Genomic DNA, 17754 nt, shown 5'->3' with positions numbered 1-17754 from the left:
ATGCACCTGATCCAGGTAATGCTGGCGTAGGGAATGGTTTATGGAGTTTAACTAATTCGGAGGTAACCCCTATTTCCGACAGGTTTAACTAAAACAATTAAAAAAATTGAAAAATTTAAGACTGATGGCAATTCTTGCCATGCTGTTGCCTTGTGTTGCAATGGCGCAAATCTCTGTTAGCGGAAAAATTACCGGTAGCAATCAACAAGCTTTGGTGGGCGCTTCCATCAAAATCAAAAACAAAGGTATAACCGTCTTAAGCGACAATGATGGAGGTTATGCATTAAACATCGCCCCTGGCAAGTACATTTTAAGCGTAAGTTTTTTAGGTTACAAAACCGAAGAAAAATCTGTTGATTTAAGTAATAACCAAACCGTTAACTTTACACTTATACAGCAGGCTTTTATTGCTGATGAAGTAGTAGTAAGCGCAACAAGAGCATCAAAAAACATGGCTACCACATTTCGCGACTTAAAAAAAGCGGAGTTGGAGAAAAACAATGTAGGCCAAGACCTACCTTATTTGTTAAATCAAACACCTTCTGTTGTAGTAAGCTCAGACGCGGGTGCAGGTGTAGGTTACACGGGTTTAAGAATACGTGGTAGCGATGCAACACGCATCAATGTAACTTTAAACGGTATTCCGCTAAACGATGCCGAAAGTCAAGGTAGCTTTTTTATAAACCTTCCAGATTTAGCTTCATCGGTAGACAATATTCAAATTCAACGTGGTGTTGGTACATCTACTAATGGTGCAGGTGCGTTTGGTGCGAGCTTAAACATTCAAACTACCACCAGAAGAGATTCGGCCTATGCCGAACTAAACAACACGTTCGGTTCTTACAATACGTTAAAAAACACCGTAAATGTGGGTACAGGCTTAATTAACAACAAATTTAGTTTTGATGGTCGTTTATCTCGTATCAAATCTGATGGATATGTAGACCGTGCCTCATCTAACTTAAAATCTTTCTTCGTATCTGGCGCCTATTATGGTAAAAACGACATTCTTAGAGCCAACGTTTTTAGTGGCACCGAAAAAACCTACCAAGCTTGGAATGGCATAAGCGAAGAAATGCTAGCTACCAACCGCCGACATAACGACTTTACGTACGACAACCAGACTGACAACTATCAGCAAGATCACTACCAATTATTTTACACCCGTACATTAGGTAGTAAATTTACCGCAAACGCAGCCCTACATTACACCTATGGAAGAGGTTACTATGAAGAATTTAAAGAAGCTCGCAAACTGGCTGAATACAGCATCGAGCCTGTAATTATTGGTACAGACACAATTAGCAAATCTGATTTGGTTAGACGTTTACACTTAAACAACGATTTTTACGGTGTAACGTACTCCTTAACTTATACACCAAAAAACAACCTCAACTTTGTTTTAGGTGGAGCGTACAACGAATACAAAGGCAAACACTTTGACGAGGTAGTTTGGGCGCAATTTGCTAATTATAACGGCAGTGGTTCTATCAGACATCGTTATGATGACAATGATGCCTTTAAAACCGATTTCAACATTTTTGGAAGGGCAAATTACCAGTTAGAAAAGTTAAACTTCTTTGCAGATTTGCAGTATCGTAGAATTTACTATTCGTACTTTGGTATCAATCCAAACGGCGACCCTGCTCAACAAAATGCCACACTAGATTTCTTTAATCCTAAGGCTGGGGTTACTTACAACATTAACCAAACCAGTAATGTTTACGCATCGGTAGCTGTAGGTAATAAAGAACCAAACCGAAGAGACTTTACAGACTCTGATATTAACAGTCGCCCCAAACACGAAAATTTAGTAAATATTGAAGCTGGTTATCGTACCCAATTTGGAAATTTATCTTTCGGTGCTAATGGTTTTGCTATGCTTTACAAAAACCAATTAATTAATACCGGAAAGCTGAATGAAGTTGGTGGTCAAACTCGACAAAACGTACCAGACAGCTATCGCTTAGGTTTAGAATTTGACGGCCGTTGGCAAATTAACAAAACGCTTTCTTGGGCAGCAACCGCAACATTAAGCAGCAACAAAATAAAAGTTTTCGAAGAATATATTTATGATGAAGATGAAAACCCTGCAGTTCCACTTATCATAAATACCTACAGCAACACAAATATTGCTTTTTCGCCATCTATTATTGCATCTAGCGAAATTAATTACAGCTTTTTGCCGAATGCTGGTATAGCCCTGCTAACCAAATACGTTGGCGAACAAAATTTAGATAATACTTCTGCTTCAAGCCGTACCTTATCTAGCTTTTTCGTAAACGACATTAGGCTAAGTTACAACACGCCTGTGCTGGGTATTAAAAACGTAAACGTAAGTTTGTTGGTAAACAACGTATTTAACACACTTTACGAAGCAAACGGCGGAACCTACCCTTACTTGTTTGCTGGCGTGTTAGAAAGAACCAACTACTATTATCCACAAGCAACCACTAACTTTCTGTTAAGCCTAAACCTTAAGTTCTAATCGCATAGCTCTCAAAGTCGGTAAAGTCATTGCGCTTTGCCGACTTATTTTTTTTGAAAGGCAATTGCAGTAATACTTTTCCTACCGGGGCCCCGCTTTTCGTTTCAAGTTGGTCATAATTGTCAGCTCGATTGGCAATTGTAATAAACCATATAGAAAGATAGCTATACCCATTGCTTTACGATTCCCATTTTCACGTGAATGACGTTAGATTTTAAATTCATGCACAATCCAATCGGGCTTAGTTTGCAAGTTTGTTGGTAAAATTAGCTCCAAAAAAATGTAGCCTCCAAACTGAAATAATTACAATATGCTGTAAAATAATAATGCTTTAACGCCTACATTTACAGCAAATTTTCTGCCTTGGAAGAGCAAACTATCCTACCCGAAAAAAAAGACCCATTTGCCGCACTCAGATTCCGAGAATTCCGATCGTACATTGGCATGCGATTCTTTTTCACTTTCGCCTATCAAATGCAAGCTGTTGTAATCGGCTTTCATATCTTTAAACTTACTAAAGATCCATTAGCATTAGCCTTCATCGGTCTTTGCGAAGCCATTCCTGCAATTAGTATTGCACTTTATGGTGGTTATATAGCCGATAAATCTGAGAAAAAGGTCTTACTGCTAAAAATATTCTTTGGCGTTCTACTGGCTTCGGTAGTAATGCTCGTTTTCACAAGCGAGCAAATGCACGCTTACATGCCAAAAACCTACATTTTGGCTATTATGTATGCAATGATCTTTTGTATCGGTCTCGCTCGTGGTTTTTTCGGACCTACAACATTCTCGTTAATGGGGCAAATTTTACCGAAGAAACTTTACCCAAATGGTGCTACTTGGAGCAGTTCTAGCTGGCAAATGGCATCTATTTTAGGCCCAATGACAGGTGGCCTAATCTACGGCTTTTACGGTATTACACCTGTTTACATTATTATATTTTTGTTTATCTCTTTATCAATAACCTGTATTTTCTTTTTAGATAAGCATTATCCAAATTTCATTCCGAAAGAAAGCATTTTTGAAAGTTTAAAAGAAGGCGTGCAATTCGTTTTTAAAAGCAAAATGATGCTTGGCGCAATGAGCCTCGATTTATTCTCGGTATTTTTTGGTGGTGCAGTGGCGCTTTTACCCGTTTTTGCCGAAGAAATTTTAAAAGTCGGCTCAGAAGGTTTAGGTTTTATGCGAGCAGCAGCATCTTTAGGCTCGGTACTAACCATGTTGTTAATGACGAGGTTTTCGCCCATGAATCGCCCTTGGCGTAATCTTTTAATTGCAGTAACTGGTTTTGCGATCAGTATTATTTGCTACGGTCTATCAACTAGTTTCTACCTTACTTTATTCTTCTTATTTTGCGAAGGCGCATTCGATAGCGTTAGCGTAATTATTCGTTCTACCATTATGCAGTTGCTAACACCCGACCAGATGCGAGGCAGAGTTTCTGCGGTGAATAGTATGTTTATTGGCTCGTCTAACGAAATTGGCGCATTCGAATCTGGCTTAACGGCAAAACTAATGAGAACCGTACCGGCTGTAGTTTTTGGTGGCAGTATGACGCTCGGTGTTGCTTTTGTCACCTATCTAAAAACTAAAAATCTTTTACCACTAACCTTATCAGATATTAAACCTGCCGATAAAATAGAAGATCAGATTTAAACGATTAATCCATTGTTAGGATCTCTTGGCTTTAGATAATCTCTACGTATGATAAGATAAATGATGCTTCCCAAAAATGGAGCAAATAATACAAGTGCCAAAAAAACGAATTTCATCAATCCGGTTTTAAATTCAGATCGAAGGATATCAAAAAGACAATAAATTATTAAAAGCAAAGGAACAGCAATAATTGCTAAAATTACAGCCACTCCGCCCTCACCAAGATTTAAAAATTCTAAAAGCATACTTGATAAATGGTTTTAAAGCGCAAATGGTTTTTAATTTTTTGAAAAGCAATACCACAATTAAGATTATTGTTCGTCCGGCTTTACATTTTATCTGTTCGCTTTACTCACAGGATGCCATTCCAATCCGGTTTATAAAAACTTGCCATTGCTACTATGAGGGGTTGGCATTGGCCAAGAACCACCCACGCTGTTATATAAACCCGATTTAGTGAATGCCTTTTCGGCAGCAACGAGAGCGGGGCTGCAATAAATTTGAAATGCTGACATTGTTTTTCATCACCTAAAATGGATAGAAAATACTTGATTGCCCAAATTGTTAGCGCACAAAAAAACCTCGCAGGTTTTAAAATCTGCGAGGTTTAACTTTAAAAAAATTAGATCTTTAGATTACAAAATAATTAGCTTAGTAACGGAGGTTTTTCGTTTTAACATGAAGAATAAAAGGTTAATTATCTAACCTCTCCCCAACTTGCTGGCGCCACATGGCAAAATACAGCCCTTTTTCGGCTAACAAATCTTCGTGTTTACCTTGCTCAATAATATGTCCTTTTTCTAAAACGTAAATTCTATCGGCATGGCGGATGGTTGAAAGCCTGTGTGCAATTAAAATGGTAATGTGGCTGGTAAGTTTAGACACTTCCCTTATCGTTCCCGTAATTTCTTCTTCGGTTAAAGAATCTAAAGACGACGTAGCTTCATCAAACACCAAGATATCTGGCCTACGCAACAAGGCTCTAGCGATTGATAAACGTTGCTTTTCGCCACCAGAAACTTTTACGCCACCTTCGCCAATTACCGTGTCCAATCCTTTATCGGCTCTTGCCAACAAATTCTGACAAGCAGCTTGTTGCAGTACACGCATAATGTCTTCATCGCTTGCGCCTGGTTTTACAAACTGCAAGTTCTCTCTAATCGTACCCGAAAAAAGTTGCGTGTCTTGCGTTACAAAACCAATTTTTTCTCTTAGTTGGTCTAGGTCGATGTCATTCCCGGAAGTTCTGTTATATAACACTTCGCCCTCTACAGGTTGATATAAACCAACCAACAGCTTTACCAACGTAGTTTTACCCGAGCCAGATGGACCGACAAAAGCTATTGTTTCTCCTTTATCAGTAGCAAAATTGATATTGTTTAGGGCATTGTTTTTACCCGATAAATGCCTAAAGCTAACATTAGAAAATGCTAGAGTTTCAACACGTTGCAACTGAACAGGATTTTCTGGTTTCTTATCCTTCGGCGTGTTCAAGATTTTCTTGAAGTTACCTAGAGAAACCTCGGCTTCTCGCCAAGCTAAAATAACATTACCTAGCTCTTGCAGTGGCCCAAACAAAAAGAAAGAGTAAAACAAGAAAGAGAAATATTGGCCCGGCGAAATGGTATTTTCAAAGATCAAAATTAACAACACCACTACCATTATACTTCTTACCAAGTTTACGGTTGTGCCCTGCACAAAACTCATACTACGCACATATTTAACTTTGCGCAACTCTAAGCCCAAAATTTTGTAGGTAGTTTTATTTAAACGATCTATTTCCTGGTTGGCTAAGCCCAAACTTTTTACCAATTCTATATTTCGTAGTGACTCTGTTGTAGAACCCGCCAGGGCGGTTGTTTCTGTAACTATTGAGCGTTGTATGGTTTTAATTTTACGGCTCAAGAACCAGCTTAAAAATGCTATTATCGGTATGGAGGCAACGTAGATTAAGGTTACTTTATAACTTACCGTTAGTGAGTAAACGATAACGAAAATCATCCCGATTAAACTAACAAAAAGTACACTTATAAAAGAGGTGATAAATTTTTCGCTGTCTAACCTAACTTTTTGCAAGATGCCTAGAGTTTCTCCGCTTCGCTGATCTTCAAAAACCTGGTAAGGTAACTCTAGCGAGTGTTGCAAACCATCGGCATACATTTTTGCGCCAACTTTTTGTACAATGATACTGGTAAAGTAGTCTTGAAAGTTTTTGGCAATTCTTGAAACCATAGCGGCACCAATTGCTAAGCCAACCAAGCCTAAAACGCCCCACACAAACTGTGTTCTGTTTAGGATATCCTTCTTTTCTATAAAATTATCTACAATTTTTCCGGTGAAGTATGGGTCCATTAACGAGAACCCTATATTAAAGGCGGCAAGCACTAATGCAAGTACTACAATCCACTTGTGTGTTTTTAAATATTGGAGCAATAAATTCATTTATATTTTTTGTTTTGGGCGACAAAAATAAAGAAAGGGAATGAAGCTTAGCAACATTCCCTTTTATATTACAATCAGACTATAATGCCGACTGAGCTATATGGCTCATTAAACAGTCATTACATCTTTTTCTTTAGCTTCTGCGTGTTTATCAACCTTGATAATATATGCATCTGTAATTTTCTGAACTTCTCCTTCTCCTGTTTTAATCTCGTCGTCAGAAACGCCTTCGCCTTTTAATTTTTGTATTTTAGTGTTGGCATCTTTACGGATGTTACGTACGGTTATTCTACCTCTTTCCGCTTCTTCTTTAACTTTTTTAACCAATTCTTTCCTACGCTCTTCTGTTAAAGGCGGTACTACCAAACGAATAATTACACCATCATTCTGTGGGTTAATGCCGATGTTCGCTTCCATAATAGCTCTTTCAATTGGCACTAGTAACGATTTTTCCCAAGGCTGGATAATCAACGTACGGGCATCCGGCGTATTGATACTACCAACTTGAGCTAAAGGAGTAGGTGTACCATAATAATCCACCATAATTCCATCTAACATTCCGGCAGAAGCTTTACCCGCTCTAATTTTGGTTAATTCAGATTCGCAATGCGCAATTGCTTTATCCATTGTTGCCTGAGCGTCAACCAATTGTTTTTTTATGAGGTCATTCATGATTTGTAGTGTTTACACAAAAATATAAAATAAATTTATTTTATGATTGCTATTAATGCATTAGGTGTAATTCGTAGGCAAAGTTTCGCGACAAGTCGTCTTGCCACATCACTTTACCATTTACTATTTCTCCTGTTTTTGCTATATTCCATTTAGATAAGTTATGTCTGTGGTAGCTTATTTTTTGTTCGTTGCTACCATGTATTACAATTGGAACGGTAATGTATTTCTTTTTGTTTTTATCTATATGGATTTGCTTGTTGGCAATTGCCTTACCATTAAAAGTCTCGTATCCGATAAAATAAGTTCCTTTTTCCAAATAAAAATTTGACTTTAATAAATCGAAATTTATCTCCTTTTTACTTTTAACGCCATCCAATTTCAAAGGTAGAAGCAGGCTGTCTGGAGCGGCATTTTTTTCGCTAAATAAAATGAACCGATAATCCGGCGCCAAATCTTTAAGCTGAATTTTACAAAATAGTTTAAACGACTTTAAATAACCAGCAGAATCAACTTTTATAGTGATTACCCTCTGTATATTAGCATCTTGAGGAATATCTATAATAGTTCTGTAGCCGATATATTCAGGTTGCTTAATTACAAATTCGGATAATGCCGAGCCAACTTTAACCTCTTTTAGTTGGTAGCTAGCAGTTTCTAAAACAATTGCAGTTTTGCTAATTAGTTGGCGTCCTGAAAACTCTTTATCAACATACCCTAAAGAATGTACTAGTTATTTTGCTGTATCAAGAAGATCAATCGTAATCTTACCTTGTTCATCAGAAATAGCGGTTAAACTATTTTTATCCGTTACCAAAAACACAGATGCCCCCGAAATGGGGGCATTATGTTCATCAGTAATTATAAATGTTTTTTGTGCAATTGCTGGTATAGTAAACAACAAAAAACAAATCAGCAGTTTCATTAGCCTTGAACCAATGTGCCTATTTCTTCGCCATTGGCAATTTTCATAAAGTTGCCATGTTTATTCATATCAAAAACGATAATTGGAACTTTGTTCTCCTCGCACAAAGTAAATGCAGTCATATCCATTACGTTTAGGCCTTTAGCATAAACTTCTTTGAAAGTTATTTCCGAATATTTTGTTGCATTAGGATCTTTCTCCGGATCGGCAGTATAAATTCCATCAACACGTGTTCCTTTTAAAACAGCATCGGCATTAATCTCTATTGCTCTTAATGCAGCTGCAGAATCAGTTGTAAAATACGGGTTTCCGGTACCTGCGCCGAAAATAACAACACGCCCTTTTTCTAAGTGCCTAACAGCTCTTCTACGTACAAACGGTTCGCAGATTTGTTCCATTTTAATGGCAGATAACAAACGGGTTTTTAAACCAACTTTTTCTAAAGCATCTTGTAAAGCCATACTGTTAATTACGGTTGCCAACATACCCATATAATCGGCTTGTGCCCTGTCCATTCCAGATTTTTCTGCACTTAAACCTCTAAAAATATTACCGCCACCAATAACAATTGCTATTTCCAAGCCTTTGTCATGTACTGCTTTAATATCTTCCGCATACTGCTTAACACGCTCATTATCAATACCGTATTGCTTATCGCCCATTAACGATTCGCCGCTTAACTTTAGTAAAATCCGTTTGTATTTCATGACCCCAAAAATAGAATAAATGTTTGAAAGTTTTAACAACTAAACCCTGTATCAAAAATATTGTTTAGCTGAACACCTTCTTAAGCTTCAAAGATTCATCTAACAGTAATAGATCTGCTTTGTAGCCAATTTTTATTTTGCCTTTAAAGTTATCTTGCCCAATTAACCTAGCGGGATGTAAAGAAGCCATATCAATTGCATCAGTTATGCTAATACCACAGTGGCTTACACACTTTTGCACCGCTTGCAACATCGTAATATTTGAGCCAGAAAGTGTTCCATCTGGAGTTATAAATTTATCGCCTTTTAGTTGATGCTGATAAGGGCCGATGTTGCAAGCCGTAACCGCATCTGTAATCAAAAAGAGCCTATCGCCTGCCAGCTTATGGCTCAATTTAACAATTTCGTAATTTACATGGTTGCCATCTACAATAATACTTGCCATTGCAGATTTATGGTTGAAAAATGCCGTCGGCAAATTTGGTTCTCTATGATGAATAGAAGGCATCGCGTTAAATAAATGGGTTGTAGTTGTAATACCCTTGTTGTACGCTTCAGTCGCCTGCTCGAAGGTTGCATCGCTATGCCCCATAGATAAGATTACGTTATTGTCTAACAAAAACCGAATCACATCATCATCTTGCAATTCAGGTGCAATCGTCATCATTTTTATCTCACCTTCTGCTAAATCAATTAACTTTTTTAATTCATCAAGCTTTGCTTTTCTTATAAACGAAGCAATGTGTGCGCCACGCCTTTTAGCATTTAAATATGGGCCTTCTAAGTGCAAGCCTAAAAATGTTTTTGCCGCAAGGCGATGTTCTTTAGCCGCTTTAATAGCTTCAATAACAATTTCAGGAGAGTTTGTTGCAACGCAGGCTAAAAACCCAGCAGTTCCCTTAGCTAGAAGATCAGCATCCATTTGAGCTAAAGTATTTGCGGTTGGATAGGCCGAAAAGAGATTTCCTCCGCTTCCGTAAATTTGCAAATCTATAAACGATGGAACAACCAAACCGCCATTGCACTCAACTCTAGTGTAATCAGTTGGAATTTCCCGCTCGGATATCTCGACTATGATTTTGTTTTCGATGAAAATGTTTTTACCAGAAATTTTCGTCCCCTCATCAAAATAAAAACTATTAGTTAATACTAGCATACTTTCAGTTAAAAATAAAATGGTTAGTACCTTGATTTTAATTTTTGTTTAGAACCTGTACCAAGATTTTGTAAATTTCTGCAATAATTAGCGAAACATGAGTAAAAAGGAGAAGAAAAGAACCTTAAAATCATCAGTAAATATTAATGAAAAGAAACCAGATACCTCCAATGTAGCTGTAACCATTATCATAGCATTCTATATGCTTGTGGAATGCATGCCAAGATTGCAATTGGCAGATCAAATGGGCATTCACTGGCTACTAATTTCTGTGTTAAATGGTTTTTCTCTTATTTACCTTATCAGCAACAAATCTATAATTGAATCAGATTCATTTACCAGATTTTTTAAGAATGGTATTTCAGTTGTTTATACAATTTTTTTCCTAATTGCTGGCCTATCCCTTTTTGTTGCGATAAACCCGATAGAGGGTTTGGTAGCTTACAGCAGGCTATTTACCACTATTTTAAGTTTTGTACTAATTGGAATATTGCTAATTAACCGCTTACATCTGCTTAAAAATATTGCGCTAATTATCACAATTATAGCGACACTGCAAGGATTCGAAACAGTGCTTCAGTTTTACAGAGAAGTTGGCAAGACACCAATAGACACACTTATTTATAATTTACAGGGTACAAGTGGCAATAAAAACATATTTGCGGCCGCGTTTGTAATTAAGATACCTTTTATTATTTACTGCATCTTTAGCAGAGAAGGATTTTTAAAATTTTTCTCAATTATTGGTTTAAGTTTATGCTTCCTTTCGTTATTTTTAATAAACGCCCGAAGCGCATTTATCGGTGTTTTTCTAAGTTTAATAATCTTATTTGCCACGCTTGCCTATTTGTATTGGAAGGATAAAAAACTAAAATTCTTCCTTGTTCGCTTCTCATTTATCGTTCTCGCTTTTGCTTTGCCATTTTTTATCAGCCAGCAAAGTTTAAAAAATGCTACTCAAGATAAGTCAAGTACTTACGGTACGGTGGCATCAAGAATAGGTGGCATTGCCGAACAAACCTCTGAGCGTTCAAACATTAGGTTAGCTTACTGGAAAGGTAGCTACGAATTAATTAAAGAGCGGCCCATTATAGGTGTTGGTTACGGAAATTGGAAGATTTATGCGCCACTCTACACTAAAAAGCTACTAAATGACGACACTTTCTCTAAACACCCACATAACGACTTTATTGAAATAGGCGGCGAAACAGGTGTTATTAATGCCCTAGTATTTCTGTCAATTTTTGTTATTGCATTAATTCTAAGTATTAAAATTATTTTGGGCAATGGTAGCTTCCATACAAAAATTATTGCCGGGATTACCTTTGCATGCCTTACTGGATATTTTATTGACGCAATGTTCAATTTTCCGGCCGAACGCCCAAATATTCAAATACTTTTTGCCTTATCGTTAGCAATTTTAGTGGCTAACTGGTTAAGCACAAAACAGGTACACAAGAAACCTCTCTACAGCAGATTTGCAAAGTCACTTTCTATTGCAATGTTAGTCACCTGCATTGGCGCTGTATATGTAAATGCCATGGTTTTCAAATCTTCGAAAGTACAGGTTTTAACCGACAATGATTTTGTAGTGATGGGAGGTGTACAGAACACACCAGCAAAATATACCTTCGAGGAAGTAACGGCAATGTATCCAAAAATACCAAACATCGGCGAAAACTCTGAAACCATTGGTTTTAAGAAAGCCAGGTATTTATATGCCGAAAAACGTTACGCCGAAGCTATTAAGTTGTTGGATAGTGTACTATACCAAAGTCCGAACATAGGTTATAGCGAAAGCTTAAAATCAAAAATATATGCTGATGAAAACAAATTAGATAGCGCTTACAAGTATGGTAAAATTGCCTTTTATGCTAAACCTAGGTACTACCAATATTACAGAACCGCAAGTTATTTTGCAATGGTGCATAAAGATGTACCTGAGGTTGAAAAATTATTTAAGACCTACAATAGTTATAGGCAAGATCAAGCTTCTTACTCCTATTACACTCAATCTTTATTCTACAGTAATTACGATAAGAGCAAACTATCTAAAATCGTTTCTGACGGACTCAAAAAGTATCCAACAGATACGATTATGTTAGAGCTGAAGCGTTTTTTGCATTAGTGGTAGCGTCAATTATTTAGACATAAAAAAAGTCCCGGCAAAACCGGGACTTTTCTATAATAGATTACTTAAGAATTAAGCGCCTAATTGTACTCTTTTGAAAGCTGTTACAGTTAATCCTTTAGCTGTGTTGTCTAAGAATTTACGAACATCCATAGAACCGTCTTTAACAAACTCTTGGTTTAATAAAGTACTGTCTTTGTAGAATTTGTTCAATTTACCAGCAGCAATTTTCTCAACCATTTCTTCTGGTTTACCTTCTTGACGGATAACGTCTTTAGCGATTTCAATCTCACGCTCGATAGTAGCAGGATCAACACCGTCTTTATCTACAGCAACTGGGCTCATTGCAGCAATTTGCATTGCAACATCTTTACCAGCTTCAGTAATATCAACACCGTTAGCACCTTCAAACACTACTAAAACGCCCATTTTACCGTTAGAGTGGATGTAAGAAACAATTTTCTCACCAGTAATATTTGCATATTCTTGGATAACGATTTTCTCTCCGATTTTACCAGTTAATTCAGTAATGGTTTCAGCAACTGTACGTCCATCTTCTAAAGTAATTGCTGATAATTCTTCAACATTAGCAGGATTGTTAGCAACTGCAGCAGCTAAAACAGCTTGAGCTAAGTTACGGAAATCTTCAACTTTAGAAACTGGCTCAGTTTCGCAAGCTAAAGCAACTAATTTACCATTTGTACCATCTGCTGAAACAGCGATTGATACTAAACCTTCAGAAGTAGCATTACCAGAACGAGCGGCAGATACTTTTTGACCTTTTTTACGCAATAAATCAACAGCAGCTTCGAAATCGCCGTTAGCTTCTACTAATGCTTTTTTGCAGTCCATCATACCAGCACCAGTTTGTTGGCGTAGTTTGTTTACGTCTGCAGCAGTAATTTGTACTGACATTTTGTTAAGTTTTTTTGAGTGTTTTATAAAACGATAATAAGTTGTAAGCGATACGTTATACGTTTATTAAACTTATAACTTACCACCTACAACTTACAATTTAATTAGGCTTCTGTAGAATCTTCAGCTGAAGTTTCTGCGTTAGCTGTTTCTTTTTTAGCTGATCTTTTAGCAGTTTCTGGCGCATCGGCAGCAGTTTTAGCCGCTACAGCTTCTTTCTCTGCTTCGTCATCTTTCTCACGTTTACGCTCATCTAAACCTTCTTCAATTGCTTTGATGATAACATCAGTAATTAAAGAGATAGATTTAGTAGCATCATCGTTAGCTGGGATTGGGAAATCGATATTTGATGGATCAGAGTTTGTATCAACCATTGCAAAAGTAGGGATGTTTAATTTCATCGCTTCTGCTACAGCAATATGCTCTTTTTTAACATCAATTAAGAAGATTGCAGCCGGTAAACGGTTTAAATCTGCAATACCACCTAATAAACTTTCCAATTTAATACGCTCACGTTGGATCATTAAACGCTCCTTTTTAGAAAGGATTGAATAAGTACCGTCTTTAGTCATTTTATCGATGGTAACCATCTTTTTGATTGACTTGCGTACAGTTGCAAAGTTAGTTAACATACCACCTAACCAACGCTCGGTTACGAAAGGCATGTTTACTTTTTTCGCTTGTTCAGCAACAATTTCTTTAGCTTGTTTTTTAGTAGCTACGAATAAGATCTTACGACCTGATTTTACGATTTGTTTAATCGCAGCAGCAGCTTCTTCAGTTTTAGTTAAAGTTTTGTTTAAATCTATAATGTGAATCCCATTGCGTTCCATAAAAATATATGGTGCCATTTTCGGATTCCATTTGCGGGTAAGGTGACCAAAGTGTACACCTGCATCCAATAAGTCTTGATATGTAGTTCTTGCCATTGTGTTTGTCTCCTTTAAGATTAACGTTTACTGAATTGGAATTTCTTACGAGCTTTCTTACGTCCTGGTTTCTTACGCTCAACCATACGCATATCACGGGTCATTAACCCTTTAGCACGTAATGCTGGTTTTTTCTCAGCATCTAATTCAACAATAGCTTTAGCGATAGCTAAACGAACTGCTTCTGCTTGTCCTTTTACTCCGCCACCGTTTACGTTTACAGTTACATCAAATTTACCAACTGATTCAGAAACTTCTAAAGATTGGTTAACAATGTATTGTAAAGGTAATGTTGGGAAGTATACTTTATGATCTTTACCGTTAACGGTAATGGTGCCGCTGCCTTCTTTCAAATAGATACGGGCAACTGCAGTTTTTCTTCTACCTGAAGTATTTGTAACTGACATTTCTTTTCTCTTTTAATTAAAGTGTAATGGTTTTTGGTGATTGTGCCGAGTGCGGGTGCTCCGATCCAGCGTAAACAAAAAGATTGGTGTACAATTTTTTGCCCAATTTAGTTTTTGGTAACATACCACGAACAGCCTTCTCGATAACACGAGTTGGGTGTTTTGCCATTAACTCTTTTGGAGAGATAAATTTCTGACCACCTGGATATCCAGTGTAAGAAACGTATTGTTTCTCGCTGAATTTGTTTCCTGTCAATTTTACCTTGTCTGCATTAATAACGATAACGTTATCACCGCAGTCTACGTTTGGGGTAAACTCTGGCTTGTTTTTTCCTCTAATAATCATTGCAATCTTAGAAGACAAGCGCCCCAAAATCTCTCCTTCAGCATCAACTACAACCCATTGCTTATTAACGGTTTTAGCATTCGCAGAGACAGTTTTGTAACTTAACGTATTCACTTGCTTTTATTTAATTTGTTAAAAAATATTTTATTCCCCCAATTTTTAGGGACTGCAAAGATAGACAGAATACTTTAATTACCAAAGCGTTGGAAGAAAAAAGTTGAAAGTTTTAAGTTGTAGGTTATAAGTAAGGGTTAGTTTGCAGAGAAAAATCCTCAAAAGCAAATAATTAAGTTTATTTGAAAAGCAAGGTCAGCAGTATTTTTCGCTGCTCGTCTGGCTTTACGCTAAATCTTTTTGGTTCACTTTACCCTCATTTCGAACCGCAGGAAGAAATTTCAAATTTAAATGCTTTTTAGACCAGATTGAAGCGACCAAAAAGGATAACGCTTCAATCCAGTTTACATGGCATGGGTTGTGTAAGAGACCACAGTTGCTAAGTGCAGAAATCTATAACTGTTTAGCTATTTATACTACTCCACATTTAAAATATGGAATTCATATCGGAGGATTTACAATCCTTTTTTTTTATTCTCAAAGAGGGCGACACTTTCTTACCTAGCGCTTAAACTGTGCAAGTTTCTAAAAAAATAAACTCCAAAATGTACAATAACTCCGATGCCAAAGACAAAGCTTAGTATCAGAAGCATTCTGGTGTCACTGCTTATAAATTCATATTCGATAGAAGAAAGCAAAATATTAAATGCCCCGTAAAGCACAAAACCTGCGTAGTATAAACTCCATAATCCCGCTAGGTAATGCCAAATCTTCCATTTGTAATTTTCCAGCTGAAAGCTTCTAAGTGCCAACCAATTAAAAATAATTATTGCCAAAATACCTAATGTAGAGTTCACCGTTCCATCTTTTAAATAAACCAATAAATAAATGATGGTAAAAATGAGGTTGAAATAAGAAAGTCGCTGTAACATTAGTTAATTGATGCTAAATCTTTTAAAGTCTTTGCATGGTAAGTTGTTTTGGGCTCTGAAAATCTACCATTGGGATCAAAAAGAAAAGTGTCTATACCTAATTCCAAACCATACTTAATTTCCGAATTAGCATCATCGCCAATAACCAAAACTTCTTCTGGTTTTAAATTGTGCTTTGTCAACAGCTTTAAAAATGCATCTCTTTTACTTTCCTTGTCTACATCTACCACATAAACATCTTCAAAATCATCGGCTATGCCTAACATTTTAATTTTACTTAGCTGGTTTTTCTCAAAACCGGCCGTAACTATAATTTTAATGCCTTTTAATGCCTTAATGTATTGATATTCTTTATGCACTGCTAACGGTGTCGTAATCACTTTTTCTTTTAAATAAGTCATTGCTTTTGACACAGCATCACTCTTGAAGTTGTATTGCTGTGCCACTTTCTGAAAAGGCGTACTTAGCATATCTTCTTTTGCTTTTTCAAAATCAGCTTTGCCTATGCCCAAATCTTCCTTTTCTAATAGGCTATACAAGGGTCCAAGTAGGATGTCTACGTGTGGCCTTGTAAAGTAAATGGTATTATCCAGATCAATAAAATAAGCTTTCTTCATTATTGTTTTTACATAAATACACAAATTGGCAAACAACTTTGTTTGTAGTATGTTAAATACTTAATAAACATTAAGATTATGACAAAGCAAACGAAAATATTAGCAGGCGTTTTAGCCGGAGCAGCTTTAGGCGCTGTGGTTGCACTAGTAATAGCATCTGATAAAGACAATGATTTAAAAGGTAAAGTAGGCGATTGGTTTTGCGACTTGCTAGATGCATCAAAAGACAAATTTAGCACGGTGAAAGACGCTGTTAAAGAAAAAATTTCTAACGTAAAGTTAGAAGCATAATTTGTCTGTAATAGACCAGTTATTTGCCCAACCGATAGCTCCAAGCCTTAAGAATTTAATTTTAGGTTTTGGAGCTATTGTTGTTGGTTTGATACTTAAATACCTGATTACAGTTTTATTTAAGCTCTTTGCCCGCTTTTGGGCGTCTTTTCAAATCCGCTCTATCCTAAGGCATCTCTCACATCCTATTGGCTTCTTAATTCCTTTGCTTTTTTTAAATATTGCAATTGGTTTTATGCTGTTAGACCAACCTTTTAAACTGCATTTTAGAAAATTCCTAGAAATTTGTTTAACCATAAACTTTGCGGTTATATTGGTTAGCGCAATTAAAGTTGTAGAAGATTTTGTTACGTATAAGTTCGATTTTAATAAGGAAGACAATTTACGCGAACGAAAAATACGCACACAACTTCAGTTTCTGAGAAAAATATTAGTAGCCACAATAATAATTGTTAGTGGAGCTATTGTACTGCTAAGTTTCGAAAGCATGCGTAAAATTGGCGCTGGTTTACTAACGGGCGTGGGTATTGGCGGTATTATTATAGGTTTTGCGGCGCAAAAATCTTTAAGCAACCTGTTAGCCGGTTTCCAGATTGCCTTTACACAACCCATAAGGATTGATGATGTTGTAATTGTTGAAGGTGAATGGGGAAAAATAGAGGAGATTACTTTAACCTACGTGGTGGTAAACATTTGGGATCAACGACGGTTAATTTTACCAATTACCTATTTTATAGAAAAGCCGTTTCAAAATTGGACTAGAGTTTCGTCTCAATTGCTGGGCACAGTTTTTTTATATCTTGACTATACAGTTCCTATCCCTCCGTTAAGAGACGAATTAACGAGGCTTTTGAGCGAAAATCCCCTTTGGGATAAAAGAGTAAACGTAGTACAAGTGACCGATAACAAGGAGTTAAACCTGGAAGTTCGTTTTTTAATGAGTGCAAAAAACTCTTCGCAAGCTTTTGATTTGCGTTGCTATGTACGCGAAAATATGATTGCGTTTATAAACAATAACTACCCTGATAGTTTGCCCAAAACCAGGCTCGAACACAAGGACACCCCTCCAAATTTTAGCTAAATTAG

The 17754-nt window shown here is 36.7% G+C and carries 18 protein-coding genes; 5 read left to right on the top strand and 13 right to left on the bottom strand.

Annotation, left to right across the window (positions count from 1 at the left end):
• Positions 1-106: 106 nt before the first annotated feature.
• Positions 107-2488, top strand: a complete 2382-nt coding sequence (locus tag DUT69_RS02405) for a TonB-dependent receptor (protein WP_113651535.1) — start codon at positions 107-109, stop codon at positions 2486-2488.
• A gap of 444 nt (positions 2489-2932) precedes the next feature.
• On the top strand, positions 2933-4144 hold the full coding sequence (locus DUT69_RS02400; protein WP_240186637.1) for an MFS transporter: 1212 nt from the start codon (positions 2933-2935) through the stop codon (positions 4142-4144).
• On the opposite strand, the gene DUT69_RS02395 is transcribed toward DUT69_RS02400, so the two are convergent.
• The 7 genes from DUT69_RS02395 to nagA all read right to left on the bottom strand — a co-directional run bounded on the left by DUT69_RS02395 (position 4141) and on the right by nagA (position 10046).
• A complete protein-coding gene (locus DUT69_RS02395) occupies positions 4141-4389 on the bottom strand; it encodes a PLDc N-terminal domain-containing protein (protein WP_113651533.1) in 249 nt (82 codons plus the stop codon). The two genes, DUT69_RS02400 and DUT69_RS02395, sit on opposite strands and share 4 nt — an antisense overlap.
• Before the next feature lie 448 nt (positions 4390-4837).
• On the bottom strand, positions 4838-6586 hold the full coding sequence (locus DUT69_RS02390) for an ABC transporter ATP-binding protein (RefSeq protein WP_113651532.1): 1749 nt from the start codon (positions 6584-6586) through the stop codon (positions 4838-4840).
• Positions 6587-6694: 108 nt separating this feature from the next.
• Positions 6695-7258 carry a ribosome recycling factor gene (gene frr, locus DUT69_RS02385; RefSeq protein WP_113651531.1) on the bottom strand — a complete coding sequence of 188 codons (564 nt, stop codon included), beginning with the start codon at positions 7256-7258 and terminating at the stop codon, positions 6695-6697.
• Between the two features lie 52 nt (positions 7259-7310).
• The gene (locus DUT69_RS02380; protein ID WP_162796152.1) at positions 7311-7637 is read right to left on the bottom strand and encodes a hypothetical protein; all 327 of its coding nucleotides are present in this window, start codon (positions 7635-7637) and stop codon (positions 7311-7313) included.
• Between the two features lie 354 nt (positions 7638-7991).
• On the bottom strand, positions 7992-8183 hold the full coding sequence (locus tag DUT69_RS02375) for a peptidase associated/transthyretin-like domain-containing protein (protein WP_113651529.1): 192 nt from the start codon (positions 8181-8183) through the stop codon (positions 7992-7994).
• Positions 8183-8890 carry a UMP kinase gene (gene pyrH / locus DUT69_RS02370; protein WP_113651528.1) on the bottom strand — a complete coding sequence of 236 codons (708 nt, stop codon included), beginning with the start codon at positions 8888-8890 and terminating at the stop codon, positions 8183-8185. Before pyrH ends, DUT69_RS02375 begins: the two co-directional genes overlap by 1 nt.
• A gap of 64 nt (positions 8891-8954) precedes the next feature.
• Positions 8955-10046: an N-acetylglucosamine-6-phosphate deacetylase gene (gene nagA, locus DUT69_RS02365; RefSeq protein ID WP_113651527.1), complete on the bottom strand. Its 1092-nt coding sequence runs from the start codon at positions 10044-10046 to the stop codon at positions 8955-8957.
• Between the two features lie 97 nt (positions 10047-10143).
• Between nagA and DUT69_RS02360 the strand changes: the two genes are divergently transcribed.
• Entirely contained in the window at positions 10144-12174 is a 2031-nt protein-coding gene (locus DUT69_RS02360; protein WP_113651526.1) for an O-antigen ligase family protein, read from the top strand.
• A 75-nt stretch (positions 12175-12249) separates the two neighbouring features.
• Here DUT69_RS02360 and tsf read toward each other — a convergent pair whose 3' ends face one another.
• From tsf to DUT69_RS02330, 6 genes are all read right to left on the bottom strand, one after another.
• The gene (tsf, locus tag DUT69_RS02355; protein ID WP_113651525.1) at positions 12250-13092 is read right to left on the bottom strand and encodes a translation elongation factor Ts; all 843 of its coding nucleotides are present in this window, start codon (positions 13090-13092) and stop codon (positions 12250-12252) included.
• Between the two features lie 104 nt (positions 13093-13196).
• On the bottom strand, positions 13197-14021 hold the full coding sequence (gene rpsB / locus DUT69_RS02350) for a 30S ribosomal protein S2 (protein ID WP_113651524.1): 825 nt from the start codon (positions 14019-14021) through the stop codon (positions 13197-13199).
• A 20-nt stretch (positions 14022-14041) separates the two neighbouring features.
• Positions 14042-14428 (bottom strand): 30S ribosomal protein S9, encoded by a 387-nt coding sequence (gene rpsI, locus DUT69_RS02345; protein ID WP_113651523.1) that lies wholly within the window; start codon positions 14426-14428, stop codon positions 14042-14044.
• 16 nt (positions 14429-14444) lie between these two features.
• Positions 14445-14888: a 50S ribosomal protein L13 gene (gene rplM / locus DUT69_RS02340; protein ID WP_113651522.1), complete on the bottom strand. Its 444-nt coding sequence runs from the start codon at positions 14886-14888 to the stop codon at positions 14445-14447.
• 497 nt (positions 14889-15385) lie between these two features.
• Positions 15386-15760: a hypothetical protein gene (locus tag DUT69_RS02335; protein WP_113651521.1), complete on the bottom strand. Its 375-nt coding sequence runs from the start codon at positions 15758-15760 to the stop codon at positions 15386-15388.
• Positions 15760-16377, bottom strand: a complete 618-nt coding sequence (locus DUT69_RS02330) for an HAD family hydrolase (RefSeq protein WP_113651520.1) — start codon at positions 16375-16377, stop codon at positions 15760-15762. The genes DUT69_RS02335 and DUT69_RS02330 overlap by 1 nt, the downstream gene beginning before the upstream one ends.
• A 78-nt stretch (positions 16378-16455) precedes the next feature.
• On the opposite strand from DUT69_RS02330, the gene DUT69_RS02325 reads away from it, so the two are divergent.
• Together DUT69_RS02325 and DUT69_RS02320 are read left to right on the top strand one after the other, a co-directional pair.
• Positions 16456-16668 (top strand): YtxH domain-containing protein, encoded by a 213-nt coding sequence (locus tag DUT69_RS02325; protein ID WP_113651519.1) that lies wholly within the window; start codon positions 16456-16458, stop codon positions 16666-16668.
• 1 nt (position 16669) lies between these two features.
• Positions 16670-17749, top strand: a complete 1080-nt coding sequence (locus DUT69_RS02320) for a mechanosensitive ion channel family protein (protein WP_240186636.1) — start codon at positions 16670-16672, stop codon at positions 17747-17749.
• Positions 17750-17754: the final 5 nt, after the last annotated feature.

This window comes from Pedobacter namyangjuensis (assembly GCF_003313325.1).
GTDB lineage: Bacteria > Bacteroidota > Bacteroidia > Sphingobacteriales > Sphingobacteriaceae > Pedobacter > Pedobacter namyangjuensis.
Note: the sequence above shows the minus strand (reverse complement) of the source record. Positions and strands in the feature narration are given on the sequence as shown.

Excerpts from the sequence above, each read along its gene's own strand:
- DUT69_RS02395 (WP_113651533.1), bottom strand. The coding sequence starts at position 4,389 with ATGCTTTTAGAATTTTTAAATCTTGGTGAGGGCGGAGTGGCTGTAATT.
- DUT69_RS02360 (WP_113651526.1), top strand. The coding sequence starts at position 10,144 with ATGAGTAAAAAGGAGAAGAAAAGAACCTTAAAATCATCAGTAAATATT.
- DUT69_RS02330 (WP_113651520.1), bottom strand. The coding sequence starts at position 16,377 with ATGAAGAAAGCTTATTTTATTGATCTGGATAATACCATTTACTTTACA.
- DUT69_RS02325 (WP_113651519.1), top strand. The coding sequence starts at position 16,456 with ATGACAAAGCAAACGAAAATATTAGCAGGCGTTTTAGCCGGAGCAGCT.
- DUT69_RS02400 (WP_240186637.1), top strand. The coding sequence starts at position 2,933 with ATGCGATTCTTTTTCACTTTCGCCTATCAAATGCAAGCTGTTGTAATC.
- pyrH (WP_113651528.1), bottom strand. The coding sequence starts at position 8,890 with ATGAAATACAAACGGATTTTACTAAAGTTAAGCGGCGAATCGTTAATG.
- tsf (WP_113651525.1), bottom strand. The coding sequence starts at position 13,092 with ATGTCAGTACAAATTACTGCTGCAGACGTAAACAAACTACGCCAACAA.
- DUT69_RS02335 (WP_113651521.1), bottom strand. The coding sequence starts at position 15,760 with ATGTTACAGCGACTTTCTTATTTCAACCTCATTTTTACCATCATTTAT.
- rpsI (WP_113651523.1), bottom strand. The coding sequence starts at position 14,428 with ATGTCAGTTACAAATACTTCAGGTAGAAGAAAAACTGCAGTTGCCCGT.
- rpsB (WP_113651524.1), bottom strand. The coding sequence starts at position 14,021 with ATGGCAAGAACTACATATCAAGACTTATTGGATGCAGGTGTACACTTT.
- frr (WP_113651531.1), bottom strand. The coding sequence starts at position 7,258 with ATGAATGACCTCATAAAAAAACAATTGGTTGACGCTCAGGCAACAATG.
- DUT69_RS02375 (WP_113651529.1), bottom strand. The coding sequence starts at position 8,183 with ATGAAACTGCTGATTTGTTTTTTGTTGTTTACTATACCAGCAATTGCA.
- nagA (WP_113651527.1), bottom strand. The coding sequence starts at position 10,046 with ATGCTAGTATTAACTAATAGTTTTTATTTTGATGAGGGGACGAAAATT.
- DUT69_RS02390 (WP_113651532.1), bottom strand. The coding sequence starts at position 6,586 with ATGAATTTATTGCTCCAATATTTAAAAACACACAAGTGGATTGTAGTA.